Below are 22,891 nucleotides of genomic sequence, written 5' to 3'. Positions count from 1 at the left end.
CCGACCGCGGGCCGTGCCACCGGCCCCAACAGCTCCGAAAGCGAGACCACGATGTCCGGCAGAGCCGACCCCGAGGGGACCCGCGACCGGCGGTACCGGATCGCCGTCTATGTCGACAGCGGCCCGGAGGCCGAGCGCGTCGAGGCGATCGCCGGGGACCGCTCGCGGCGCTATCAGGGCGTCGTCCTCGCCGAGACCACCGGGGAGCGGATCGTCCGGCTCCGGGACGAGGGTTTCCTCGTCGACGTCCGGGCCGATCTGACGGCGGCCGAGGAGACGGTGCGTCACGACAGCACCGCGCGGGCCGCGCCGCCCGGCAGTGACGGGCCGCAGAGCATGCTGCCGCCCCGGGGCTCGGGCGCCTTCGCCACCACCGACCACCCCGCCCCCGACCGGGCCTTCCTGGCGGACCTCACCGAACGCGCCGACCAGGCGTGGGGCCCGGACGCGGCGGACCGGCAGGCCACCGCGCCGCTCACCGTCCCCTCGGGCGAACCGGACCACAACACCTATCTGGTCCGGCTCCGGGGACCGCTGGACCGGGCCCGGCGGACCGTGCTCGCCGGGATCGGCGCCCGGATCGTCCAGTTCCAGCCGCCCGGGACCTACCGGCTCCGGCTCACCCCCGGACAACGCGACCTGGTCGCCGCCCTGCCGTGGGTGGTCGCGGCCCGCCCCTGGGAACTCGCCGACACGGTGACGCCCACCCTGGACACCGTCCTCGCCCGGGAGGAGGACGAGGAGCGCGCCCCGGGGCCCCGGCTGCTGGCGGACGACGGGGCCGCCGCGCCGGAGCCGTACGCCGACACCTTCGACGTCCTCGTCCACGACCCCCGGGACCTCGCCACGCTCCGGCCGGTGCTGGAGGCGACGCCCGGGGTGGAGGTGCTGGCAGCGGCCGATGTGATGCTGCGGTTCCGTACCGGACTCGGCGGCGACCGGCTGCGCGATCTGCTCGCGGTGGTCGCCGCCCGGTACGAGACCCGGCAGGTCACCCCCTACCGGCCGCCGCTGCTCTACGCCGACCACGCCAGGCGGCTGGTCGGCGTGGACCGGATCGGGCCCCGGGCCGACGGCGGCGCGGCGGCGGGCCCGGCTCCCTGGACCGGGGCGGGTGAGACCGTCGGAGTCTTCGACAGCGGGGTCGACGACACCCATCCCGATCTCACCGGCCGGATCGCCGTCAGCGAATCCCTGGTCGGCGGCAAGGCGTTCGACGACTGCGGCCACGGCACCCATGTGGCGGGCATCGTCGCCGGTACGGGGGCGGCCAGCGGCGGTCTGATCACCGGCGTCGCCCCCGGCGCCGAACTCGCCGTCTTCCGCGTCTTCGACGACGACAACCGGCTCCGGGCCGGACCCAGCCTGGGCCCGATGCTCTCCCGGGCCGTCGACGCGGGGGCCCGGATCCTCAACCTCAGCTGGGGCAATCCCCTCTCGGGCAGCTACGACCAGTACAGCCTCGCGGTGGACCGGTTCGTCGCCGACCACCCCGACGTGCTGGTGATCATCGCGGCGGGCAACAGCGGTACGGCCCCCCGGGGCACCCATGAGTTCAATACCTGCGGCACCCCCGCCACCGCCAAGAACGCGCTCACCGTCGGCGCCTGCGACACCGACCGCGACAACGACGGCCTGGCCGACCTCACCTGGGACCGCTTCCGGCAGCCGCAGTTCCCGCTGCCCCCGGCGGGCGGCGAGCACGTCTGCGGCGACGCCGATCTGCCCGCCGCGATCAGCAGCCGGGGCCCCAGCGACTACGGCAGTGTCGTACCGCATCTGCTGGCCCCGGGGACCTTCGTCCTCTCGGCCCGCAGCAGCAGTGACCGGATCGACCCCCGGCTGCCCTGGCGCGACTGCCCCGACCACCAGGGGCGCTATGTGTACATCGGCGGGACCAGCATGGCCGCCCCCGTGGTCGCGGGCGCCGCCGCCGTACTCCGGCAGTATCTGCGCGAGGTCCGGGCGCTCGCCGCGCCGTCCGCCGCGCTGATGAAGGCCCTGCTGGTGGCCGCGACCCGCCGGCTGCCGTCGCTGCGGACCCCGAACACGCCGCAGGACCTCGGCTACCCCGACTTCGACCAGGGCTTCGGGCGGCTGGTGCTGACGACCGTACTGCCCACCCCCGACGCCCCGGCGGACCGGCGGCTGATCTGGGCCGATCTGCCCGACACCGACCCCGGCGCCCTGGAGGCCTTCGCCGACCCGGAGGGCGACCGGCGCGGCAGCCGGACGTACCGGCTGACCGTGCCGGACGGCCCGCACACCGACGAGCTGCGGATCGTCCTGGCCTGGACCGACCGGCCCGGCAGCGCCGTGCAGAACAATCTCGACCTCGCGGTGACCACCCCCGACGGCACCGTCCACGTCGGCAACGAGCAGCACACCTACAACAAGGTCCCCGGCTTCGACCGCAGCGCCGTCGCCGCCCTCACCGGACTGCCCCTCGACCGCGCCAACACCGTCGAGACCGTCCGGATCGGCGCTCCGGCTCCCGGCACGTACTCGATCAGGGTCTTCGCGCAGAACACGCCCTTCCCCCCGCAGGGATACGCGCTCTGCGCCGCCGGTCCGATCCGGGAAGAGGAGTTGACGACGCCATGAGGACCGCCGTGAGGACCGCCGCGATCGGCGGCAACGCCCTGCACGCCCCGCCCCATACCCGGACGGCGCTGGCCTCCGCCTATGTCCAGGGCGCCGACGTCCTGGTCTTCGACATCGCCCTGACCGCCGACGGACGCGTCGTACCCGGCTCCGCGCACGGGCTGACCCGCCAGGCCGGATCGGCCGCCGCCGTCGGCGAACTCACCCTCACCCGGCTCCGCGCGCTCGACCTCGGTGCCGCCTTCCGGCCGCGTGGCTCCCCCGGCTTCCGCTACCGGCCCCCGGGGCACGCGCCCGTACGCGCCGAAGCCCTCGACGACCTCGTCGACGCCCTCCCCGACGACCTCGTCTACGTCGTACGGGTCGGCGGCGAGGGAGCGGACCCGGTCCCCGCCGTGGTGGAGCTCTTCGCCCGGCGCGCCGCCGCCGCCCGGCTGGTGGTCGCCGCGCCCGGGACCGGGCCGCTGCGCCGGGTCCGCGAGCTGGACCCCGAGGTGGGGACCGCCCTGACCGGGCCGCCCACCGCCGCCGGGCCCGGCTCCTCCCCCGGCCCCGCCGCACTGGAGACGGCCATCCAGGACGGCGGCCTCGATCTGGTCCTCGCGGCCGTCGGCGATCTGGTCGGCCCCGACGGCCGCCCCACCGAACTCGGCCGGAAACTCGACGGGGCCACCCGCTCGGGCAGCGTCCGGCGCGGCGCCCTCGTCCTGCCCGAGCCGGGCCGGGGCCGCGACGGCTACGCGCTCGCCGCCGCGCAGCCGTACACCTGGGCCGTCGGCACCGAGTCCACCTTCGACAGCGCCGAGGTCCTGCGGCCCGGCACCCCGGTGGTCGAGGAGTCCTTCGCCGGGACCCGGGTCGACACCCGCCGCTTCGCCTTCGGCTACGCCAAGGCCAACCGCCACTGCCAGGTCTTCCAGGACGACGGGGTCCATGTCCGGATCACCCCCTTCCCGGGCGACCCGCAGCCGCCCCGGCCCGCCGACCCGGTCGAACGCCGGCTGGCCGAACTGGAGGAACGCAGCTGGTACGCGCTGGGGGACTGGCCGTTCTACAGCGGCGGCGGCTTCGGGGTGAACCGGGGGCTGCGCGGGGACTTCGCCGCCGAGGTACGGGTCGAGTCGGCCGTGGCGGTCCAGGCCACCATGTGCGAGATGGCGGTGGTCAACGCCGACCCCGGCACCCACCACCCGCCGGTCCGGGCGGACGGCTCGCCGTTCTTCCCCGGCTCGGCCCGGGACAAGGACGCCTTCTACGATCCGCACGGGGCGCCGCCGTTCGTCGGCGCCGAACACGACGAGAACGACGGCTACCGGATCAACTGGAATCTGGGCACGCTCTACGACACCAATCAGTACGGGCCGCCCGTCGGCGACGGACGGGTACTCGCGGCCCGGCTGCGGCTGGAGCGGCGGGGCCCCTACTTCGCCGCGTACACCCGCAATGACGTCGACGCCCATGACTGGGTGTGCGTGGGGGCGGTCCGGAACGACTCGATGAACGCGACCGTGTATCTGCGGTGCGTCGGGAAGCGGTGGCGGCAGGAGGACGCGGCCGATCCGACGCGCTTCGTCCCGATCCCCGCGAACGAGTTCGTCTTCCGCGATCTGCGGATCGTCCGGATCTTCTGAGCCGTCGCCGCGTCCGCGGTGCCGCGAACCGGCACGGCTCCGCCGGCCGATGAGTCGTACCCGCCGGAGGAGTCCCATCACCGTCACGACCATCTACGGGAGTAGCAGATGCCCCAGTTGTTGCGGGTCCAGAACTTCAATGTCTCCAGCGACGGTGTCGCCGCCGGTACGGATCAGAGCCTCGAACACCCCTTCGGCACCGTTCTCGACCCCGGGCGGCTGTTCTCCTGGGCGGGCGCCACGGCGAGCTGGCCGATGCGGACGGAGCCCGGGGGCAGCCGGGGCCTGGACGACTACCTCACCCGTGACTACGCGCGGAACATCGGCGCGGAGATCATGGGGCGGAACAAGTTCGGCCCCCTGCGGGGTCCCTGGGAGGACCACGATTGGCAGGGCTGGTGGGGCGACGAGCCGCCGTTCCGTACCCCGGTCTTCGTACTGACCCACCACGAGCGGCCGTCGCTCACCCTCTCCGACACCACGTTCCACTTCGTCTCCGGGGAACCCGCGGCCGTCCTCGAACAGGCGCGGCGGGCGGCGGACGGCAAGGACGTCCGGCTCGGCGGCGGGGTCACCACCATCCGCGAGTTCCTCGAAGCGGATCTGGTCGACACGCTCCATGTGGCCGTCTCACCGGTGGAAGCCGGGTCGGGGCTGCGGCTCTGGGACTCCCCCGACGAGCTGCTGGACCGGTTCCACCGGGACGTCGTGCCCAGCCCGAGCGGGGTGACGCACCACCTCTTCTGGCGCGAGTGACCCGGTGGGCGCGGGCCGGTCGGGCCGGTCCGCGTCCTCCGGCCCGCCCGGCGGACGGGGTCACTGCCCCACCCGGCCGTCGACGCACTCGCGCAGCAGGTCGGCGTGTCCGCAGTGCCGGGCGTACTCGTCGATCCGGTGGACCATCAGTTCGCGGACGGAGACCCGGTCCTTCCCTGCGCGCTCGCCGAGGTCGTCGAAACGGTCGAGCGCCGCGTCGGTGGCGGCCTGCTCGCGTTCGAGATCGGCGAAGGCGGCGTCGACCGCGGCCCGGTCCCCGGTCGCCTCGTCGAAGTCGGCGTCGCGACGGCCGTACAGCTTGGGCAGGGGTTCGTCGTCGGTGATCCAGTTGCGCCAGTCGCGCTCCACCTCGGCGAGATGGCGGACCAGCCCGAGCAGCGACATGGTCGACGGCGGTACGGAGCGGCGGGCCAGCTGCTCCGGGTCGAGCCCTTCGCACTTCATCCGGAGAGTCAGCCGGTAGTTGACGAGAAAGTCCAGCAGGGTGGCGCGCTCGCCGTCCGGGCCGCCCCCTTCATTGTTTCGGGGGTCCTTGTCCGGGTCCGTCCACATATCGGGGTAGACGGTGGCCCGGGTCCATCGTGCGGGTGCGTCGCTCATAGGCGTCATGGTCGCCCCTGGTCAGCGCTGTCGCCATCGGTTTTCCGGGGGCTCGGCGGGCGGTGCCCGGCACCCGGGGCGCCGGATGGCAGCGGCTCCACGCCGGTCACCCGGCGTACCCGCGTCGGCTCGATCCGCAGCACGACGCGCCGCTCACCGGGAACGATCCATTCATAGCGTTCGACACCGAGATACGACCGGGCCAGCCGGTCCATGACGGCATCCGCCTCCGGGCCCTCGACGAACTCCGTGACCCGGCCGTGGATCTGGATCCGGTCGTACGGGTCGGCGGGATCGGCGTGCGAGAGGCAGACCCGCGGATCGCGGCGGAGATTGCGTTCCTTCACCCGGCCGACGGAGGTGTTGAGGAGCACGGTATCGCCGTCGATCCCCACCCACATGGGGCTGACGTGCGGTGCTCCGTCGGCGGCGGTGGTCGCGACGTACCAGATATGGGGCGCTCCGACCCTGGGGCGGAGCTCGTCCGGAATAGCTGCCATGGGACGCTGCCTGCCCCGCCGACGCGGTCCCCACACCCGCCGGGAACCCGGTCCGGGCGGGCCGTCGCCGACCCGGTCGCTTACCCGCTGGTAAGTGACGCACTTTCAAGTCGGTACTTGTCCGGTCCCGGCGCCGGACCGGAGGGTGGAGGCAGCGGGAAAGAGACCGCCGAGGACCGGGCGAACGGGAGTGAGCGGGCATGGCCGACGGAACGGTGAGTGTGATCGGACTCGGGGCGATGGGCGGGGCCCTGGCGGCGGCCCTCCTCGACGCGGGGCTGGAGGTGACGGTCTGGAACCGTACGCGGTCCCGGGCCGATGCCCTGGCGGAGCGGGGCGCGGTGGTCGCGCCGTCGCCCGCGGCGGCGGTCGGCGCCGGGCGGCTCGTCCTGGTCTGTCTGCTGGACTACGACTCGGTGCACGAGGTGCTGGATCCGGCGGCCGGTGCCCTGCGCGGACGCGCCCTGGTCAATCTGACCAACGGGACACCGGGCCAGGCGGCCGAGTTCGCCGCCTGGGCGGCCGGGCACGGGGCGGACTATCTCGACGGCGGGATCATGGCGATCCCGTCGACGGTCGCGACCGAGGAGTCCTTCCTCTTCTACAGCGGCGACGAGGGCGTACTCACCGAGCACCGGGCGGTGCTGGAGGTGCTGGGCACTCCGCACTACCTGGGGGCCGGGCCGGGACTGGCCGCCGGCTACGACTTGGCCCTACTGACCGCCATGGACATGATGTTCGACGGCTTCCACCACGCGGTGGCGCTGGCGGTGGCACAGGAGGGCGGCAGCGCCACCGGGCTGACCGGGCATCTGGTCTCCTGGCTGACGAACATGACCAGGGTGATGCCCGCCTTCGCGGCCGAGATCGACGCGCATCGCGCCGACGGCACCGCCCCCGTGCTGACCCAGACGCTCGACCTCCAGCGGGCGGCGACCCTGAACAAGATCCTCACCGCCCGGGAGGCGGGGGTCTCCACCGGTCTGCTGGAGGGGACCGCCGGGGAACTGGAGGCCATGGCGGCGGCCGGACACCGGGACTGGAGCTCTCCGCTCGCGATCCGGCGGATCAGGTCCGAGCCGCTGGCCTGAGCCGGGGCGGCCGGAGCCCGGTCACCGCCGCGCGCGAGCGGGGCCGGGGCCCCGGGCTCCGGGCTCGGTCAGGCCGGAGTCTGGGAGTCCGCCAGCAGCCGGAGCGCCAGCTCCTTGCGCCGGTCGTCGGCCTCGGCGGCGTTCCCGGCGTCGAACGGGGGCCTGGGGTCGTACTCCAGGGCGAGCTGGATCGCCTCCGCCGTGGTCCGTCCGGCGATCAGCGATGCCAGGTAGAGGGACATGTCGAGCCCGGCGGAGACCCCGGCGGCGGTGATGATCCGGCCCGAGCGGACATACCGTTCGGGCCGGTACGTCACATCGAACGTGGCCTCCAGATACGGCGCGGAGGCCCAATAGGTCGTCGCCTCGCGCCCGTCGAGCAGTCCGGCCGCCGCGAGGACCAGGCTCCCCGTGCAGACCGAGGTGGTGAAGCGGGTGGTCCGGTGGATCCGCCGGATCCAGTCGAGGAGTTCGCGGTCGTTGAGGGCCGCGACGATGCCCCGGTTGCCCGCGCCGGGCACCACCAGGACGTCCAGCCGGTCCACCTCGGCGAGCGACAGCTCGGCCATCACCCGCACGTCCCCGGTGTCGGTACGGACCGGGCCGCGGCGGGCGGCGACCATCGTGACCTCGGCGCCCGGGAGCCGGGACAGCACCTCGGCGGGTCCGGTCGGGTCCAGCAGGCTGTAGCCGTCGTAGAGCACGATGCCGATCCGGGGTCCGCCGCCGCCCGGTTTCCGCCGTCCGGTCGCGGGGTCGGCGGAGGCCGGGGCGGTACCCGCGGCCCCGGCCGCGACCAGGGCCCCGGCGGCCGCGGTGGTACGCATCAGGGACCGCCGGGAGGCCGTCGGCCGTGATTCTGGTGTGTTGGTCATACCGCCGGAGTCTGCTGTCCCGCCGCCGCCTTCGGTACGGGTGTGTCCGGCATCCTGCGGATCGTGTCCCCGCTCATGCCGTAGTGGCCGATGAACGCCTCCCGCAGGGTCTGCGCCGACCGGAATCCGCAGCGGCGGGCGACGGCGGCGAGGGAGAGCCGGGAGGTACGTACCAGATGTGCCGCGGCCTCGGTCCGCGCCGCCCGAACGGCCCTGGCCGGGGTCGTGCCCGTATGCGCCCGGAACAGCCGGGTGAGCTGGCGGGTGCTCACCCCGGCCCGGGCCGCCAGCGCGCCGGGGCCGAGGTCCGCGGTCAGATGCCCCGCCGCGTAGGCCATCAGCTCGGCGACCGCCCGGCTCCCGGACGGCGGGGCCGACAGGAAGACACTGAGCTGTGCCTGGTCGGCGGGCCGGTGCAGATAGGTGACCAGTTCCCGGGCCACCGAACGGGCCAGCGACGCGCCGTGGTCGTCCTCGATCAGGGAGAGCGTGAGGTCCAGGGCGCTGGTGACACCCGCCGACGTGTAGACGTTCCCGTCCCGGATGTACAGCGGCGCCGTGTCGACGGCGACCCGGGGATACCGGGCCGCGAGCCCTTCGCCGTACCCCCAGTGGGTGGTCGCCCGGCGGCCGTCGAGCAGTCCGGCCGCGGCGAGTACGGCCGCCCCGGTGCAGACGGCGGCGACCCGGCGGCTGCGTTCGGCGAGCCGGGCCACCTGGGCGACCAGCCGCGGATCGGCCGAGGCGGCCTCGGAGCCCGCCCCGCCGACCACCATCAGGGTGTCCAGCCGCCCCGTCACCCCTTCCAGCCGCCGGGCCGCGCCGAGCACGATCCCGGTCGAGCTGCGGACGGCCCGGCGCCCCAGGGTGCCGAGTTCGACGGTGTACGGCGGGTCGGCCCCGTACCGGTTGGCGATGTCCAGCGCCCCGCTGGGGCAGGCGATGTCGAGGATCTGGGCGTCGTCGTAGGCGACGACGAGCACGCGCCGGGTCTGCTCCATCCGCCGATGCCATCACGGGCCGGACCCGGCGCGCGCCCCGGCCCCGACCCCGGGCTCACCGGTCTGGATGTCGATGTCCTATCCTCGGCGGAACAGTGGCCCTTCTGGGGCTAGAGGGCATTTTGGGGGTTGTGACGTGGTTGCCGGTCGTGTGGTGAGGTTCGACAGCTCAAGGGGTTACGGGTTCATCGCTCCGGACGACGAGGGGGAAGACGTCTTCCTCCATGTCAACGATCTGCGGTTCCCCGAGCAGTATCTGCGGTCCGGACTGGAGGTGGAGTTCGAGATCGAGGAGGGCGACCGGGGTCTGAAGGCGGCCGGGGTACGGCTCGCAGACGGGGCGGCGCCCCGGGCTTCGGTTCCGGGTACGGGTACGGGTACCGCGCCGGCGCGTCCGGCCGACGGTGACGACGCCCTCTGCGACGTGCTGCGGGGTGCCGAGTTCCGGCAGGAGGTCACGGAGGTGCTGCTGGGCGCCGCGCCGACGCTCACGGGTGAGCAGATCCTCCAGGTGCGTGAGGGACTGCTGCGGTTCAGCCGGAAGCACGGATGGGTCGAGGGCTGAGGTACCGGTACACGGCAGGGCCCGGAACGCGCAGCGCGTTCCGGGCCCTTCGCCGTACGGGGCACGAGACCCGGGCGTCTTCACCCGGGGTGGATCACTCGGCGGGGCTGGTGGCTCCCGACCAGGCGAAGACCCGGAGGGAGACGCCCTCGTGGTCCTCCCACTCGGCGGTCGCGGTGAAATGCTCGTACCGGTTGCCGAGGAGGAACTTCACCTTCTCGCCGGGGTCCGGTACATGGCGGATGCGCTGCTCCTCGGCGAGATAGGGCGAGGTGCAGCCTCGGAGGACCACATTCGGCCGGGCCACGGTCATGCGGGAGACTCCTCTCGACGTCCGCTGCCGTCGGTCACCGGTACGGCGGCGATCACACAGCGTCCTGGTCTGATGAAAACCGGCGGACTTGGACGGTTCCCGTCCGCTCCTGACGGGACCGGTGGAGTCCGACCGGTCTTCACCGTCAACGTAGATCCGCGGCGCCCGGCGGGAAACCCCTAGGCGGCCCCTACACGAGCCGGTCTCCAGCCGGCCACCAGCGGCCCGCGACCGGGGCACCACCGGACCACGACCGGGCGGGGCCACCGGACGGGCGGAAGAACTCGGCGCCCGGCCCGCGAAGGGGCGGCGGGGACGGCTGCCGACCGCCTGTTCCGGCGCCCTCACGACGAGGGGCGCCCCGGTCGGGCATGACCGCCGAAAGCGGGTTACGGACAGCGGCGGATCCCGGCGCGCACCGCGGCGGGACACCATCGCCGCAGGTGGCGCCAGAAGTTCCGCCGTGTCCTGGACAGTGTCCTGGAGCGGATCACCGTCCCGTCCACCGTCCTGTCCGGTCATTCACCACTTTCGGGCGTGACCGAAACCCTTCTGGCGGTCGTTCGGAATGTCCACAAGGATGTTCGAGGTGGGGAACCAGCGTGAGATGTCGCCACGCGAGGCGCGGGACGCCGCCGATTTCGCCGCCCTGTTACGGGGCCTGAAGGAACAGTCGGGTCTGACGTACCGGGGCCTGGAGGAAGCGGCGGCCCGGCGCGGCGAGGTACTGCCGCGCAGTACGTGCGCCGCCGTACTCAACGGGCGCGGTCTGCCACGCGCCGAACTGCTCACCGTCTTCGTCCGGGTCTGCGGCGAGGGCGACCGGGTCGGGGAGTGGCTGGCGGCCCGGTCCAGGCTCGCGGGACAGCGCGCGGGACGGGCCGCCCGGGGACAGGACGGGACGGGCCCCGGAGCCGGGGGCGGTCCGCGCACCGCCGTCGCCGGTCCCGGCCCGCTCCGGGACAGCGGCGGCCCCCCGGGCGGCGGGGAGAGCCGGGGCGGCGGGCCGCCGGGACCGTCCCGGAGACGGATCTCCGTCCTGGCCGGGCTGCCCGCCGCGGCGCTGCTCGCCGGGCTCTCCGTCTGGCTGGTGGGCGCGTCGGAGCGGCCCCGGCCCCCGTCGGACGACGGCCCGGTTTCCGCCGTCGCGGCCCCGCCGGACGGCTATGTCCGGCTGCGGCCGCTCTCGGCACCGGAGTTGTGTCTCACGGACGGCCGGGTCGCCGACCGCCGCCATACCCCGTTGGTTGCCGTCCAGCGGCCCTGTGACGAGGTGGCCCCGCAGTCGACGACGCTGGAGTCGACGGGCAAAGACTCGTACCGCGTCCTGTGGCACCACCCCGACTACGGCACCGGCTGTCTCAAGGCCCTCGCGGACGGCGTCGGCAAGGGGCTGCTGGAGCCGTGGGACGACTGCGCGCGGGCGAGCCGGTTCCATATCGAGCCGTCCGGGCCACCCGGTGACAGCGGGTTCGTACTGCGGGTCCCCGGCCGGGGCTGTGCGGGAATCAGGGACGGGTCCGGCGACGAGGGCACGGAGGCCGTGATGAGCCGCTGCACCGGGTCGGACGGCCAGGTCTTCGTCATCGAACGCGTCTGACCGGCCGGGGAACGCCCGCGCCCGCTGTCCCGGATCGTCATCCGTCGGCCGGGGCGAGCCCGCGTCCGACCGCCAGGGAGAGCCTGACCAGACCGTCGCCGCCCGGCCGGACCGCCGCGTTCAGCGCCACCGCCCCCACCGATACCTGCCATACCCCGGGCCCCGGGTCCGGATCGGGTGCGGGCTCGTCGTCGGGGGCCCGGTGGGCGACGGCGGTACGGACCATCGCGGCCAGACCGATGGCCTCGGCGTCCTCGGGCCGGGCACCGCCCGCGGCGGCCAGCTCCCGGGCCGTCCGCCGTACGCCGTCGTCGAGCAGCGGTCCGAGCGTCAGCAGCCGGTCGTGGATCAGGGTCTCCCGGACCGTGCGGCGGGTCCGGGGCGACGCCCACGCGGAGGCGCCGGGACCGCCCGCGGTCGCCCCGGGCGTCCCCCGCAGCAGCCGCCACAGCGGGTCGAGCCGGCGATAGGTGGTCCAGGACACGGCCTGCTCGCCGAGGCGCGGCCCGACCAGCGGAATCAGAAAGCCCGCCGCCATGACCAGGGCGCCGACGGCCGCGATCGGCGGGGCGACGACCGTACTGAGCCGGGACCAGTCCGTACCGCTCCAGGCGGCGACGACGGCGGTCAGCTTGGCCGCGCCGAAGGCCCAGTTGAGGACGAATCCTCCGGCGAGGACGATCAGCCCGGCCCGCAGCCAGCCGCCGACCAGCCGGGCCCAGCGCAGACAGAGCACGGTGGTGACGGTGGCGGAGACCAGGTGCGCGCCGAGATAGACCACGATCATCTCGCGGACGTACGGCGTACCGGCGTAGTACGTGTCCAGATCGCGCAGCCGCTCCACCGGCGCTTCGCCGAGCAGGAACAGTACGGGCACGGCGGCGGTGGCCACCGCGTACCCGGCGATCCACTGCCGGATCCGGCGCCGGACCCGCTCCGGCGGCCCGCCGCGCCAGTTGACGATCAGTACGAGGCAGGAGCAGTCGAAGACGCCCATGATCGTGTAGACCAGCGGTGCCGACACATTGGGGATCCCGGTCAGTTCGTTGACGGCGGAGATCGTCGGCGGGGCGGCGAAGAAGAAGCAGAGGGCGGCCGTGGCGATCAGCGCGCAGACGGACCGGATCAGGGGATTGTCCCGGCCCCGGACGAGGGCGGGGAGTTTGGCGGCGAGGACGACGGCGAGCAGGGCGGCGGGAAAGTAGTAGTCGCTGCTGCGCACGGGCCGGTCAGCCCCGCCCGGCCGGGCCGCGGCCGGGGCACCCCTCGGTGTCCGGCGGATCGCCGTCCCCACCGGTCCCGTCCGGCCCGGCGGGATCCGGGGTCGCGGGCCCGGTTAATCCGGTTAAGCGGACGGGCGCGGGCCGGGGGAAGGACCCGGGCCAGGCGGGCGTGTGGGAGAGCGTCTCCTGGATGCGCCGCTCCAGCGGGCTGCGCGGGCCGCAGCCGTACCGCTCCAGGCAGGGGCGCAGGCGGGTGGCGAGGCCGACGCCGAACTGCTCGGCCTCGGCCTCCTCCGCGGCGACGAACCCGGTCCGCAGGGCCAGTCGCTGGACTACGGCCGTCAGATCGGTGTCGTCGCCGATGACCCGGGCCGCCGTACCGGCGCCGTCGGGGTGGGCCGAGCAGTGTCCCGCCATCATGTGCCATGCCTCGTGGCCGAAGATGACCAGCTGGTGGAGGAGGCTGGTGCGCTCCTCGACGCAGATGATGTCCCGGTCGGCGGTGTCGAGGTAGAGGCCGCTGGCGGTGCCCGGCGGGAAGGGCACCAGCCGGTGGATCACGGGCCGTTCGCGCAGGCCGCCGAGCCGGTCGCAGAGCACGGTGAAGACGGCGTCGGGATCGGGCCCCGGCCACTCCCGCTCCACCGCGCGCGCCAGCTCGCCCCGGAGTCTGCGCATCTCGCGCCTGGTGCCCACGTGCCGCTCCCGGATTCTCGTCTCCGCACGGGCCGGTGGTCCGGCCGGCCGGCGGACGCCTCCGCTCCGGCTGCCGGACGGCGGCCGTCACGGTTCACTCTAGGGACGCCCGGGGGTGCTCCGCCACAGAGCGCGGAAAGTGGCCCGAACACCCCCCAGCCCCGGGGCTCGTTCGCGTGCTACCGCCCGGGGTACCCCCCGATGGCCTCCCATTCTTTGGCGGTCAGCGGCGGCGCGGTCAGCGGCGGGCGGCCCGGTCCGCGCAGCGCGGCGACGACGATGTCCGGATGCAGCCATCGGGCGGCGCCCGCGGAGAGGGTGACGACGTCGAAGAACGCCTGGGTGACGCTCATCCGGCCGGTCGCGGCCTCGGTGATCCGGTCGACGTACCCGGCGACCAGCGACGAGGAGGGGCGGGGCCGGGGGCCGCCGGTGGACTTCACCTCGGCCCCGGGGTAGAGCACGTCCTGGGAGGTGGCCATCTCCCAGGCGACACCCACGGGCCGGGCGACGGCGCGCTGGATCCGCCGGGCCAGGCCCGGGGCGTCGACCCGGCCCGCGCGGGCGAGTTCGGCCGCCATGGCGGCCACGCCCTGGGCGGCGACGCTCATGCCCTGCCCGTAGAGGGGGTTGTAGGTGGCGACGCCGTCGCCGAGGACGACGAACCGCTCGGGCCAGTGGGGCGCGCGTTCGAAGTAGCGGCGGCCGTTGACCGTACTGCGGCTGACGGCGATCTCGCCGGGGAGTGGTTCGGCACGGGAGAGGAGTTCCCCGACGACGGGGTGGCGGACCCCGCGGGCGAAGGTCTCGAACAGGTCCGGATCGCCGGTGGGCCGGCCGCCGCGGGTCCCGGAGAGGGTGACCAGCCAGCGGCGGTCCTCCACGGGCACGATGGTCGCGGTCTGGCCGGGTACGGGGGTCCGGGGCGCGGACTGCACATTGACGACGGGGAAGTTCTCGGTTCCGGCGGGGGCCCGGTAGAAGCGGCTGGCGTAGCCGAGTCCGGAGTCGACCTCGCGTTCCTCGATGCCGGTGACACCGATTGCGGCGAGCCGTTCGCGGGTCGGGGAGCCCGCGCCCGACGCGTCGACGACGAGATCGGCTCCGAGGGTGCGTTCGGTGCCGTCGGGGGTGCGGACCCGGACGCCGGTGACACCGTCGCGGTCACCGGTGAGGGCGATCAGTTCGTGCCGGTCGAGCAGGTGTACGGCCCGGTGGCGCAGCACCCGGTCCCGGACGACCCAGTCCAGCAGGTCACGGGTGCAGGCGATCAGGTACTGCATCTCGACCGGCCAGCGTCTGAGCCAGCCCTGGGCGGTGTAGGAGACCAGTCCGGTGGGGAGCGGGATCCGGCGGGCCCCGGCGGCCAGCCAGCCTTCGGTGACGCCCGGTATCAGGTCCTCGATCACCCGGGCGCCGCCGGAGTAGAGGACATGGACGTGCCGGGCCTGTGGGAGTTCCCGGCGCGGCCGTGGGCCGTCGGGGAGTTCGCCCCGTTCGACCACGGTCACCTCGTCGATATGGCGGACCAGGGCCGTGGCGGCGAGCATTCCGGTCAGCCCGCCGCCGATGACGACGGCGCGGGTGGGCCCGGCCGGAGGGCCGGAGCGCACGGCGACGGCGGAGGGGGCCGGGCGCGCGGAGGACGCGGAGGGGCCGGGCGAGGACGGTGATGTCATGACGCGGATCGGCTTTCTGGGTGGGCCGGGGGCTCCGGCGCGACGGCGGTGGCATGGGCGTCGGTGGCGCGGTCCCTCGGGCCGGGGGCCGCTGTCGCGGCGGTGACCGCGGCCGAGCCGAGGGCCTTGGAGAGCAGCAGCAGGCGTCGGCGGCCCGGGCCGAGGAACTCGGCCAGGGCGTCGGCCCCCGCGCCGTCGGCGGGCTTCTCCGCCGGGGTGCGTTCGCCGTCCGCCCGGTCCGGTGCCGGGCCGGTGACCGCGTACCGGATCATCGCGGCGATCGCGACGGCGTCGGCGGCGTCGGTCCCGGGCGGTGGCGCGGCGGCGGGTCCGCGGGCGTCGAGCCGGGCCAGGGTCCGGCGGCGGACGGCGTCGTCGAGCCGGGGGTGGAGCCTGAGCAGCGCGTCGTGGATACCGGTCTCCCTTACTGTCAGCCGCATATCGGCGTCGGACCACCAGGGGACGGCGGAGTGGAAGGCCGTGTCGGCCGGGCCGCGGGTGTCCTTCAGCAGCCGCCAGAGCCGGCCGAGCCGGAGGTACGCGGCCCAGCCGCCGATGAAGGCGCCGAGCCGGGGGCCGATGAGCGGCAGCAGGAAGCCCCAGGTGACGACGAATCCGCCGACGGCGACGATCGGGGGCGCGACGGTGGTGCTGAGGTGGTCCCAGTCCCGGCCGGTCCAGCGGGCCACCACGGCGGAGAGTTTGGTCAGCGCGAAGGTGAGATTGAGGCCGAACCCGGCGATCAGGACGAGGAGTCCGGCCCGCAGCCAGCCCGCGACGGCCCGCGCCCAGCGCAGGCACATCCAGGTCGTGACGGCGGCGGAGAGCAGATGCGCGACGAGATAGATGACGATCATCTCGCGGATGTACGGGGTGGTGGCGTAGTACGTGTCCAGATCGCGGAGCCGCTCCACCGGCGCTTCGCCGAGGGCGAAGAGGACGGGGATCGCGGCGATCGCGAGGGTGTAGAGCGCGAGCCAGCGGCGGGAGGCGCGCCGGACCCGCTCCTCGGGGCCGCCGCGCCAGTTGACGATCAGGACGAGACAGGCGGCGCTGAACGAGCCCATGATCATATAGACCAGGGGGCCGGAGACATTGGGTACTCCGGTGATCCGGTTGACCGAGGTGATGGTGGGCGGGGCGGCGAAGAAGAAGCAGGCCGCAGCCGTGAAGACCAGGAAGCACACGGAGCGGACCAGGGGGTCGCGCCAGCCGTACCGCAGCGACGGCAGTTTGGCGATGAACGCGATCGTCAGGGTCGCGGCGGGCAGATAGTAGTCGGTGCTCCGCACGGCTCAGCTCCGGCCCGCCGGACCGCCGGGGACATCGCCCGGGCCACCGGAGCCGGTGCCCCGGCCACCGGGACCGGTGTCCTGCCGGAGTGCGGGGGGCGGTGTCCCGTGCCCTGGTCCTTCGCCCACCTGTGACCACTCCCCTGCCTGCGCGCGCCGACCGCCCATCGGCCGTGCGTCACCGGGTGCGCCCCGGCTCCGCCGGTCGCCGCGACCGGCGCCAACTCCCGTGTTCCGTACAGCTGTTCACATGTACCACAGCAGAGCCGACCGTGTGCAGGAGGCTACCCCCGGCGCCCGGCGGACACCGGGCGCGTACACCGTCCGGGGGTTCTCCCGCGGCGCGCCCTCCGGGCTTATCGTCTACCCCAGGTGGTCATCCGGGCACAGGGTCCGGATCGGTTGGGGGGTTGTTGGCATGGTCGCCGGTCGCGTGGTGCGGTTCGACGGTATGCGGGGTTACGGCTTCATCGCTCCCGATCACGGCGGTGAGGACGTCTTCCTGCATGTGAACGATCTGTTGATCCCCGAGCAGTACGTACGCCCGGGGCTGGCCGTGCAGTTCGAGGTGGAGGAGGGCGACCGGGGGCTCAAGGCGTCGTCGGTACGGTTCGCCGACGGCACGGGCGCCGTTCCTCTCAACGGCGGCGGGCGGCCCCCGGTGGCGGCCGGGCACGGCGCCGTACCGGCGGCGACCCGGACCTCCGCGGACGGGGACGACCCGCTGTGCGACGTCTTCACCCCGGAGGAGCTGCGGCACGAACTGACCGAGGTCCTGCTGGCGTCGGCACCGTCGCTGACCGGTGAGCAGCTGCTCCAGGTCCGCCAGGCGCTGCTCCAGTTCGGCAAGAACCACGGCTGGACCGAGGGCTGATCCTTCCGGGGCGCTCTCACGGTCCGCACGTCCGTCCGTCCCGACGGGCCGTAAGAGGTACGCCGCCCCCCGCGCCCGGGACCGGGGTCACGGGGTCACGGGGTCACGGGGTCACGGGGTCACGGGGTCACGGGGTCACGGGGTCACGGGAAGAGCATGATCCCGAAGGCGATCACCACCACGATCACGACGGCGAAGAGCACGATCCGCCAGATCGCGCTGTGGGGCAGCTTCGGCCCCGGAGGGCCCGCTCCGATACCGCGCGGGCGGTCCTCCGGAAGTTCGGCGCCCGGGGGGCGGTCGCGGGTGTAGAAGTCGTCGTCCGCCATGGCCATCACCTGCTCGCGGGCCTCACCAGGGCTTTCCTCTTCCCAGAGTACTCTCGCGGCCCGCCCGGGGCCGTCGGCCCCGGCGTCCGGGCGGCCCAGAGGTGATGGGCGGCGTACGAGCGCCACGGGCGCCAGCTCAGGGGCGCCGCACCGGTCGCGCCCGCGCCCCGCAGGGCCGCCGCGAGGACCGGATCGCCCGGGGGCCAGACATCGGGGTCGCCGAGGGCCCGCATCCGGATCCGGGCCGCCGTGGAGGGGCCGGTTCCGGGCAGGGCGAGCAGCAGTCGCTCGGCCTCCGCCCGATCGGCTCCGGGGTCGAGCGGCACGGTCCCGTCGGCGAGTGCGGCGGCGAGGGCGCGCAGGGGTTCGCGGCGGCCGGCCGGGATTCCGCCGAGTGCCGCGTCGGCGAGCGCGGCGGGCTCCGGGAAGAGATGGCTGAGCCCGCCGCTGGGCTGGGTGAGGGGCTCCCCGTACGCCAGGACCAGACCGGTGGCCCGGGACTTGCCGTCCGGGCCGGGCCCGTCGGCCCCGGCGACGATCCGGAGCGCCGTCTCATGGGGGTCGGCGGTGCCGGGGGCGCGCAGTCCCGGGCGGGCGGCGACGAGCGGGGCGAGGACCGGGTCGGCGCCGAGGTGTTCCGCGACGGCGAGCGGATCGGCGTCGAGGTCGAGCAGCCGGCGGATCCGGTGGGTGGCGGTGGTCAGATCGCGCAGACAGCTCAGCCGCAGCCGGCACTCCAGCCAGCCGGTACCGCCGTCCCGCCCGCCGCCGGCCTCGGCGACCTCGGCGATACCGGGGCCGCCGGGCAGCCGGAGGGTGCGCCGGTAGATCCGGCGGCCCGGCGGGCCGGTGATCTCCTCGACCCCGGGGAGCGCCCCGGCCTGGAGGAAGTCGAAGACCTGGGCCGCGTCGCAGGCCCCCCGGTGGGCCAGTCGCAGCGGTACGCCCGCGGGCGCGTCGGCGGGCGCCAGCCGTACGGCGTGTGCGGTACGGCCCGGGCGGGCGGCCCGCAGTTCGGTGGGGGTGGCGGCGTAGATCGCCCGGATGGTGTCGTTGAACTGGCGGACGCTGGCGAACCCGGCGGCGAAGGCGATCTCCGCCGTCTGGAGGGTCGTGGTCTGGAGCAGCACGCGCGCGGCGTGGCCGCGCTGCGCCCGGGCGAGGGCGAGCGGTCCCGCGCCGAGTTCCGCGTTGAGCTGGCGCTGCACCTGGCGGGCGCTGTAGCCGAGCCGGTCGGCGAGTCCGGTGACGCCTTCCCGGTCGACGACGCCGTCCCCGATCAGCCGCATGGCGCGGCCGACGAGGTCGGCCCGGGCGTTCCACTCGGCGGAGCCGGGGACGGCGTCCGGGCGGCAGCGGCGGCAGGCCCGGTATCCGGCGCCCTGGGCGGCGGCGGCCGTGCGGTGGAAGGTGACGTTCTCCCGTTTGGGCGTGGTCGCGGGACAGCTGGGACGGCAGTAGATGCCGGTGGTGGCGACGGCGAAGAAGAACATCCCGTCGAAGCGGGCGTCCCGGCTGGCCACGGCCTCGTAGCGGCTGTCGGCGTACCCCGTGGCCCCGGTGCGGTCCCCCGGTGCGCCGGTCCTGCTGTCCTGGCTGGTCATCGCTCCAGTATGGGAAGGGAACCGGTCCGGTTCCGGCAGTTTTCGGACATGACGTTCGCCCGTGCGGCGGCGCGGCGGCCCCCGGGCGGGGCGGCGGCGGTGGATCCGCGGGCGCCGGGGCCGGGGCGGGACCCGCCGGGGACCCGGGCGGCCAGCCGCCGGGAAATCCGTCCGCCGGCGGTGCGGCGGGACCGGGCGGCCGGGCCGTACGGCCGGATTTCCCGGACCACCAGGGCACCTTCCGAAACCTCTTGATCATTTACTGTGGGCCGAATCACGATCAGCATCGATCATGAACGCGCGGAATGCGCCGGAAAGTATTCAACTCGGTGTTGATTCAGCCCTGTTGTCTCGCCAGGTGATCGATCCTCGTCACCTTCTTGTCGGAATCGAAGGGATGAGTAAGATCGGCGCGCACAGGGGGTGGAGCGGACTCTCCACCCGCCGGAGTCACCCCCCACCGTTCTCAAGAGGGCTTATACCGATGACGTCGAGACAGTCCTGTCCGTGTGCCCGCACCCGCCTCCGTCCGGTGGCGGGATCGGCGACGGGCTGATGGCCCAGGACCAGTTCCGTCCCGTCTACCATCCGGCCGGCCACGACGACGAACTGCGCACCGCGGTCCAGGACTTACGGACGGGCCGCTGGCTGTCGACCCGGAATCTGCTGGACAGTACGCGCGGCTGGGGGCTGTGGACCCGGCGCACCCAGGTACTCGGCGCGGTCGCCGCCGGTTCGGACGCGGTCCGGGCCTGGCTCGCCGAGGAGCCGGAGTCCGGCGCCGCGCATGTCATGCGGTGCCGGGTGGCCGTGGAGCGCGCCCTGCGGGCGCACCGCGACAACCATCCCCGTACCCCCGAGTGGTGGCACGAGGCCTGGGAGGCTTGCCGGAACGCCGCCCGGCGCGGGCCGGACGACCCGGTGCCCTGGGTCTCCCTGCTGGCCCTGGCCCAGCTCGACGAGAAGCAGCGGCTGGAGGAGCACCGCCAGCCGCCGCCCGGGCCGATGCTCTTCCCCGGCCCGTGGGGTCTGCTGTCGGAGGCGCACCGGCGCGATCCGTACAACCGCGAGGCGTACCACCGGATGCTCCAGTTCGTGTACGCCCGCAAGTCGGGCGGTCATCTCTCCGAGGCGGTCAACTTCGTGCAGTGGGCGGCTTCGACCGCTCCGGCGGGTTCGGCGCTGCTGATGCTGCCGCTCTTCGTCCGGGTCGAGCGGTACCGCCGGGACCGGGGCCATGAGCGGGCCCTGGATCTGCACTGGGTGACGGAGGACGCCCTGCGGGAGGCGGTCCTGGCGCTGGAAGGCTGGTTCGACCGGGCCGATCCGGACGCCATGTCACTGCTCGATCTCAATCATCTGGCCCATGCCCTGTGGGGCGCGGGCCGTTTCGTCGAGGCGTCCCGGGTCTTCGACGCGCTGGGGCCGTTCTACACCCCGCCGCCCTGGCAGTACCGCTCCCAGAACCCCGGCGATCCGGGCCTGGCCGAGGAGATCTTCCTCCGGGCCCGCAGCCGGTGCTTCACCGCCGCGCGCGACGCGGGTTACTGAGCGCGCCACCGCCCTCGCCATCGCGCCCGGCGGCAGTCCACAGGTTCCGTCCTCACGGAGGCCCCTTATGTCACTCGCGCCACCCCGACGCGCCCGCAAGGGCGCCGGAAAACCCGTCGACGAGGAGCAACGGCTGCGGGAGCTCGGCTATCAGCCGGTGCTCGCCCGCCGGATGGGGGGCTTCGGCAACTTCGCCATCAGCTTCTCCGTCATCTCCGTCCTCTCCGGCGGAATGACCCTCTACGGCTTCGGTATGAACACCGGCGGACCGGCGGTGATGCTGTGGGGCTGGCTTGGCGTGGGGCTGATGGTGCTCTGCGTCGGCATGGCCCTGGCCGAGGTCACCAGCGCCTATCCCACCTCCGGTGCCCTCTACTACATGGCCGACCGGCTGGGCGGCCGGAAGTGGGGCTGGTACACCGGCTGGCTGAATCTGCTGGGCCTGCTCGGCGCGATCGCCGGTATCGACTACGGAGCGGCCCTCTTCATCGGGGCGTTCCTCAATCTCCAGTGGGGTTTCGATCCGACCCCCGGCTCGACCTTTCTGATCTTTCTCGCCATTCTGCTGCTCCACGCCGGGCTCAATCTCTTCGGAGTGCGGCTGGTCAGCCTGCTCAATTCGGTCAGTGTGTGGTGGCATCTGGGCGGAGTGGGGCTGATCGTGGGCGCGATCGCGATCGTGCCCGACAACCATCAGTCGCCGGAGTTCGTGTTCACCGAATTCGTCAACAACACGGGGTGGGAGAATCCGCTCTACGTGGCCGCGATCGGGCTGTTGCTGGCCCAGTACACCTTTTCCGGCTACGACGCGTCGGCCCATCTGTCGGAGGAGACGTCCAACGCCTCCGTCTCGGCGGCCAAGGGCATCGTCCGGGCGATCTGGGTCTCCTGGATCGCCGGTTTCGTCCTGCTGACGGCGCTGACCTTCGCCATTCAGGACTACAACGGGGCGCTGGAGAGCGAGACCGGGGTACCACCGGCCCAGATCCTGCTGGACGCACTGGGCTCGGGCGGTGCCGCGGCGCTGCTGCTGGTGGTGATCGTGGCCCAGTTGTTCTGCGGGAACGCGGAGGTCGCGGCGGCCAGCCGGATGGTCTTCGCGTTCAGCCGGGACAACGCCCTGCCGGGCTCGAAGCTCTGGCGCCGGGTCAGCAGCCGGACCCTCACCCCGGTCCCCGCGGTCTGGCTCTCGGTCTGCTTCGCCGGGGTGCTGGCGCTGCCGTCGCTCTGGTCGAGCACGGCCTACGGCGCGGTGACCGCGATCAATGTCATCGGGATCACCCCGGCCTACATCATCCCGGTCTATCTGAAGCTGCGGGCCGGTGACCGGTTCCAGCCCGGACCGTGGACGCTGGGCCGGTGGAGCAAGCCGATCGGCTGGATCGCCGTGGTGTGGGTGGTCTGTGTGACCGTGCTCTTCCTGCTGCCGCAGTCCAGTCCGGTGACCGCGGACACCATGAACTACGCTTCGGTGGCGCTGGCTTCGGTACTGGTGCTCGCCACGGTCTGGTGGTTCGTGGCCCGGCGTGCCTACAGCACCCCGCCGCCGTACGGCTCGGCACGGGAGCAGGCGGAGATCGCGGAACACATCGTCTGACGTTCCGTACGGCGGCCCCTGACCGCCGCGAGGGGGCCGGTCCCGCCGACTGGACCGGCCCCGTACCCGTGCCCCGGGCGGTTCACCGGACCGTGCGCGGCGCGCCTGCGACGAGCTGCCGTGCCGGGATTGTCAGTGGCCCGCGAGATGCTGGACGGACCGTGACCGCGTCAAGGCGAGGGGAAGGCGAGATGACCGATCCGGAGAGGGCCGCGGCCCAGGCGTACGTACGGCTGCTGAGCGCGACCCGGGCCGTGCTGGACGACGGGCGCCCCGTCCCGGCGCTGCCGCTGCTGACCGTGCCGATGGCGGAGGCCGATCGGGCGCTGGCCGCGCTGGGGATGGCGGGCAACGAGGCCGCTTTCTTCCGGCTGGTCGGGCGGCTGCGGCCGGTGGCGCCCGGCGGAAAACCGGACTGACCGGCGATCGTCCGGCAGGCGTTCGACCGGGGCCGGGCCTCCGGTCGGCGGAAGTCCCGGCCACGGGCCC

Annotated in this window: 21 protein-coding genes; 10 read left to right on the top strand and 11 right to left on the bottom strand. The window is 73.8% G+C overall.

The features are described 5' to 3' along the window. Positions 1 to 51 precede the first annotated feature (51 nt). The 3 genes from ABZ714_RS03170 to ABZ714_RS03160 all read left to right on the top strand — a co-directional run bounded on the left by ABZ714_RS03170 (position 52) and on the right by ABZ714_RS03160 (position 4,991). On the top strand, positions 52 to 2,604 hold the full coding sequence (locus tag ABZ714_RS03170; RefSeq protein WP_358823393.1) for a S8 family serine peptidase: 2,553 nt from the start codon (positions 52 to 54) through the stop codon (positions 2,602 to 2,604). Next, positions 2,601 to 4,235, top strand: coding sequence for a glycerophosphodiester phosphodiesterase family protein (locus ABZ714_RS03165; protein WP_358823392.1), 1,635 nt, complete (start codon positions 2,601 to 2,603; stop codon positions 4,233 to 4,235). The genes ABZ714_RS03170 and ABZ714_RS03165 overlap by 4 nt, the downstream gene beginning before the upstream one ends. A 108-nt stretch (positions 4,236 to 4,343) precedes the next feature. Next, positions 4,344 to 4,991: a dihydrofolate reductase family protein gene (locus ABZ714_RS03160; protein WP_358823391.1), complete on the top strand. Its 648-nt coding sequence runs from the start codon at positions 4,344 to 4,346 to the stop codon at positions 4,989 to 4,991. A gap of 60 nt (positions 4,992 to 5,051) precedes the next feature. Here the strand turns inward: ABZ714_RS03160 and ABZ714_RS03155 are convergent, their stop codons facing one another. After that, complete coding sequence (locus ABZ714_RS03155; protein ID WP_358823390.1) at positions 5,052 to 5,621, bottom strand: DinB family protein; 570 nt, start codon at positions 5,619 to 5,621, stop codon at positions 5,052 to 5,054. After that, positions 5,618 to 6,112 (bottom strand): PPOX class F420-dependent oxidoreductase, encoded by a 495-nt coding sequence (locus tag ABZ714_RS03150; RefSeq protein WP_358823389.1) that lies wholly within the window; start codon positions 6,110 to 6,112, stop codon positions 5,618 to 5,620. Before ABZ714_RS03150 ends, ABZ714_RS03155 begins: the two co-directional genes overlap by 4 nt. Positions 6,113 to 6,312: 200 nt before the next feature. On the opposite strand from ABZ714_RS03150, the gene ABZ714_RS03145 reads away from it, so the two are divergent. Next, a complete protein-coding gene (locus tag ABZ714_RS03145; protein WP_358823388.1) occupies positions 6,313 to 7,203 on the top strand; it encodes an NAD(P)-binding domain-containing protein in 891 nt (296 codons plus the stop codon). Positions 7,204 to 7,271: 68 nt separating this feature from the next. Here ABZ714_RS03145 and ABZ714_RS03140 read toward each other — a convergent pair whose 3' ends face one another. Together ABZ714_RS03140 and ABZ714_RS03135 are read right to left on the bottom strand one after the other, a co-directional pair. Further along, positions 7,272 to 8,078 carry a DJ-1/PfpI family protein gene (locus ABZ714_RS03140; RefSeq protein ID WP_358823387.1) on the bottom strand — a complete coding sequence of 269 codons (807 nt, stop codon included), beginning with the start codon at positions 8,076 to 8,078 and terminating at the stop codon, positions 7,272 to 7,274. Then, positions 8,075 to 9,079, bottom strand: a complete 1,005-nt coding sequence (locus ABZ714_RS03135) for a DJ-1/PfpI family protein (protein WP_358823386.1) — start codon at positions 9,077 to 9,079, stop codon at positions 8,075 to 8,077. The genes ABZ714_RS03140 and ABZ714_RS03135 overlap by 4 nt, the downstream gene beginning before the upstream one ends. 136 nt (positions 9,080 to 9,215) lie before the next feature. Between ABZ714_RS03135 and ABZ714_RS03130 the strand changes: the two genes are divergently transcribed. Then, entirely contained in the window at positions 9,216 to 9,644 is a 429-nt protein-coding gene (locus tag ABZ714_RS03130; protein ID WP_358823385.1) for a cold shock domain-containing protein, read from the top strand. A 94-nt stretch (positions 9,645 to 9,738) separates the two neighbouring features. On the opposite strand, the gene ABZ714_RS03125 is transcribed toward ABZ714_RS03130, so the two are convergent. Further along, a complete protein-coding gene (locus ABZ714_RS03125; protein WP_358823384.1) occupies positions 9,739 to 9,957 on the bottom strand; it encodes a DUF5988 family protein in 219 nt (72 codons plus the stop codon). Between the two features lie 589 nt (positions 9,958 to 10,546). Here ABZ714_RS03125 and ABZ714_RS03120 point away from each other — a divergent pair. After that, complete coding sequence (locus ABZ714_RS03120) at positions 10,547 to 11,557, top strand: hypothetical protein (RefSeq protein ID WP_358823383.1); 1,011 nt, start codon at positions 10,547 to 10,549, stop codon at positions 11,555 to 11,557. 37 nt (positions 11,558 to 11,594) lie between these two features. On the opposite strand, the gene ABZ714_RS03115 is transcribed toward ABZ714_RS03120, so the two are convergent. The 4 genes from ABZ714_RS03115 to ABZ714_RS03100 all read right to left on the bottom strand — a co-directional run bounded on the left by ABZ714_RS03115 (position 11,595) and on the right by ABZ714_RS03100 (position 16,447). Next, on the bottom strand, positions 11,595 to 12,779 hold the full coding sequence (locus ABZ714_RS03115) for an MAB_1171c family putative transporter (protein ID WP_358823382.1): 1,185 nt from the start codon (positions 12,777 to 12,779) through the stop codon (positions 11,595 to 11,597). 7 nt (positions 12,780 to 12,786) lie between these two features. Beyond that, positions 12,787 to 13,476 (bottom strand): toxin-antitoxin system, toxin component, encoded by a 690-nt coding sequence (locus ABZ714_RS03110; RefSeq protein ID WP_358823381.1) that lies wholly within the window; start codon positions 13,474 to 13,476, stop codon positions 12,787 to 12,789. A 179-nt stretch (positions 13,477 to 13,655) separates the two neighbouring features. Beyond that, positions 13,656 to 15,155 carry an FAD-dependent monooxygenase gene (locus tag ABZ714_RS03105; protein WP_358823380.1) on the bottom strand — a complete coding sequence of 500 codons (1,500 nt, stop codon included), beginning with the start codon at positions 15,153 to 15,155 and terminating at the stop codon, positions 13,656 to 13,658. Then, entirely contained in the window at positions 15,152 to 16,447 is a 1,296-nt protein-coding gene (locus ABZ714_RS03100; RefSeq protein WP_358823379.1) for an MAB_1171c family putative transporter, read from the bottom strand. The genes ABZ714_RS03105 and ABZ714_RS03100 overlap by 4 nt, the downstream gene beginning before the upstream one ends. Positions 16,448 to 16,865: 418 nt before the next feature. Between ABZ714_RS03100 and ABZ714_RS03095 the strand changes: the two genes are divergently transcribed. Next, complete coding sequence (locus ABZ714_RS03095; protein ID WP_358823378.1) at positions 16,866 to 17,321, top strand: cold shock domain-containing protein; 456 nt, start codon at positions 16,866 to 16,868, stop codon at positions 17,319 to 17,321. A 143-nt stretch (positions 17,322 to 17,464) separates the two neighbouring features. On the opposite strand, the gene ABZ714_RS03090 is transcribed toward ABZ714_RS03095, so the two are convergent. Further along, positions 17,465 to 17,650 (bottom strand): hypothetical protein, encoded by a 186-nt coding sequence (locus ABZ714_RS03090; protein ID WP_358823377.1) that lies wholly within the window; start codon positions 17,648 to 17,650, stop codon positions 17,465 to 17,467. A gap of 5 nt (positions 17,651 to 17,655) precedes the next feature. Beyond that, positions 17,656 to 19,254 carry an AlkA N-terminal domain-containing protein gene (locus ABZ714_RS03085; RefSeq protein ID WP_358823376.1) on the bottom strand — a complete coding sequence of 533 codons (1,599 nt, stop codon included), beginning with the start codon at positions 19,252 to 19,254 and terminating at the stop codon, positions 17,656 to 17,658. 555 nt (positions 19,255 to 19,809) lie between these two features. Here ABZ714_RS03085 and ABZ714_RS03080 point away from each other — a divergent pair. The 3 genes from ABZ714_RS03080 to ABZ714_RS03070 all read left to right on the top strand — a co-directional run bounded on the left by ABZ714_RS03080 (position 19,810) and on the right by ABZ714_RS03070 (position 22,821). Next, on the top strand, positions 19,810 to 20,805 hold the full coding sequence (locus tag ABZ714_RS03080; RefSeq protein ID WP_358823446.1) for a hypothetical protein: 996 nt from the start codon (positions 19,810 to 19,812) through the stop codon (positions 20,803 to 20,805). 67 nt (positions 20,806 to 20,872) lie between these two features. Then, positions 20,873 to 22,402: an amino acid permease gene (locus tag ABZ714_RS03075; RefSeq protein ID WP_358823375.1), complete on the top strand. Its 1,530-nt coding sequence runs from the start codon at positions 20,873 to 20,875 to the stop codon at positions 22,400 to 22,402. Between the two features lie 191 nt (positions 22,403 to 22,593). Beyond that, positions 22,594 to 22,821 (top strand): hypothetical protein, encoded by a 228-nt coding sequence (locus ABZ714_RS03070; protein WP_358823374.1) that lies wholly within the window; start codon positions 22,594 to 22,596, stop codon positions 22,819 to 22,821. Positions 22,822 to 22,891 lie beyond the last annotated feature (70 nt).

Source organism: Streptomyces sp. NPDC006798 (genome assembly GCF_040635975.1).
Lineage (GTDB): Bacteria > Actinomycetota > Actinomycetes > Streptomycetales > Streptomycetaceae > Streptomyces.
Note: the sequence above shows the minus strand (reverse complement) of the source record. Positions and strands in the feature narration are given on the sequence as shown.

Coding starts and splice junctions, on each gene's coding strand:
- ABZ714_RS03170 (WP_358823393.1), top strand. CDS start 52: ATGTCCGGCAGAGCCGACCCCGAGGGGACCCGCGACCGGCGGTACCGG.
- ABZ714_RS03165 (WP_358823392.1), top strand. CDS start 2,601: ATGAGGACCGCCGTGAGGACCGCCGCGATCGGCGGCAACGCCCTGCAC.
- ABZ714_RS03160 (WP_358823391.1), top strand. CDS start 4,344: ATGCCCCAGTTGTTGCGGGTCCAGAACTTCAATGTCTCCAGCGACGGT.
- ABZ714_RS03155 (WP_358823390.1), bottom strand. CDS start 5,621: ATGACGCCTATGAGCGACGCACCCGCACGATGGACCCGGGCCACCGTC.
- ABZ714_RS03150 (WP_358823389.1), bottom strand. CDS start 6,112: ATGGCAGCTATTCCGGACGAGCTCCGCCCCAGGGTCGGAGCGCCCCAT.
- ABZ714_RS03145 (WP_358823388.1), top strand. CDS start 6,313: ATGGCCGACGGAACGGTGAGTGTGATCGGACTCGGGGCGATGGGCGGG.
- ABZ714_RS03140 (WP_358823387.1), bottom strand. CDS start 8,078: ATGACCAACACACCAGAATCACGGCCGACGGCCTCCCGGCGGTCCCTG.
- ABZ714_RS03135 (WP_358823386.1), bottom strand. CDS start 9,079: ATGGAGCAGACCCGGCGCGTGCTCGTCGTCGCCTACGACGACGCCCAG.
- ABZ714_RS03125 (WP_358823384.1), bottom strand. CDS start 9,957: ATGACCGTGGCCCGGCCGAATGTGGTCCTCCGAGGCTGCACCTCGCCC.
- ABZ714_RS03105 (WP_358823380.1), bottom strand. CDS start 15,155: ATGACATCACCGTCCTCGCCCGGCCCCTCCGCGTCCTCCGCGCGCCCG.
- ABZ714_RS03095 (WP_358823378.1), top strand. CDS start 16,866: ATGGTCGCCGGTCGCGTGGTGCGGTTCGACGGTATGCGGGGTTACGGC.
- ABZ714_RS03090 (WP_358823377.1), bottom strand. CDS start 17,650: ATGGCGGACGACGACTTCTACACCCGCGACCGCCCCCCGGGCGCCGAA.
- ABZ714_RS03085 (WP_358823376.1), bottom strand. CDS start 19,254: ATGACCAGCCAGGACAGCAGGACCGGCGCACCGGGGGACCGCACCGGG.
- ABZ714_RS03080 (WP_358823446.1), top strand. CDS start 19,810: ATGGCCCAGGACCAGTTCCGTCCCGTCTACCATCCGGCCGGCCACGAC.
- ABZ714_RS03075 (WP_358823375.1), top strand. CDS start 20,873: ATGTCACTCGCGCCACCCCGACGCGCCCGCAAGGGCGCCGGAAAACCC.
- ABZ714_RS03070 (WP_358823374.1), top strand. CDS start 22,594: ATGACCGATCCGGAGAGGGCCGCGGCCCAGGCGTACGTACGGCTGCTG.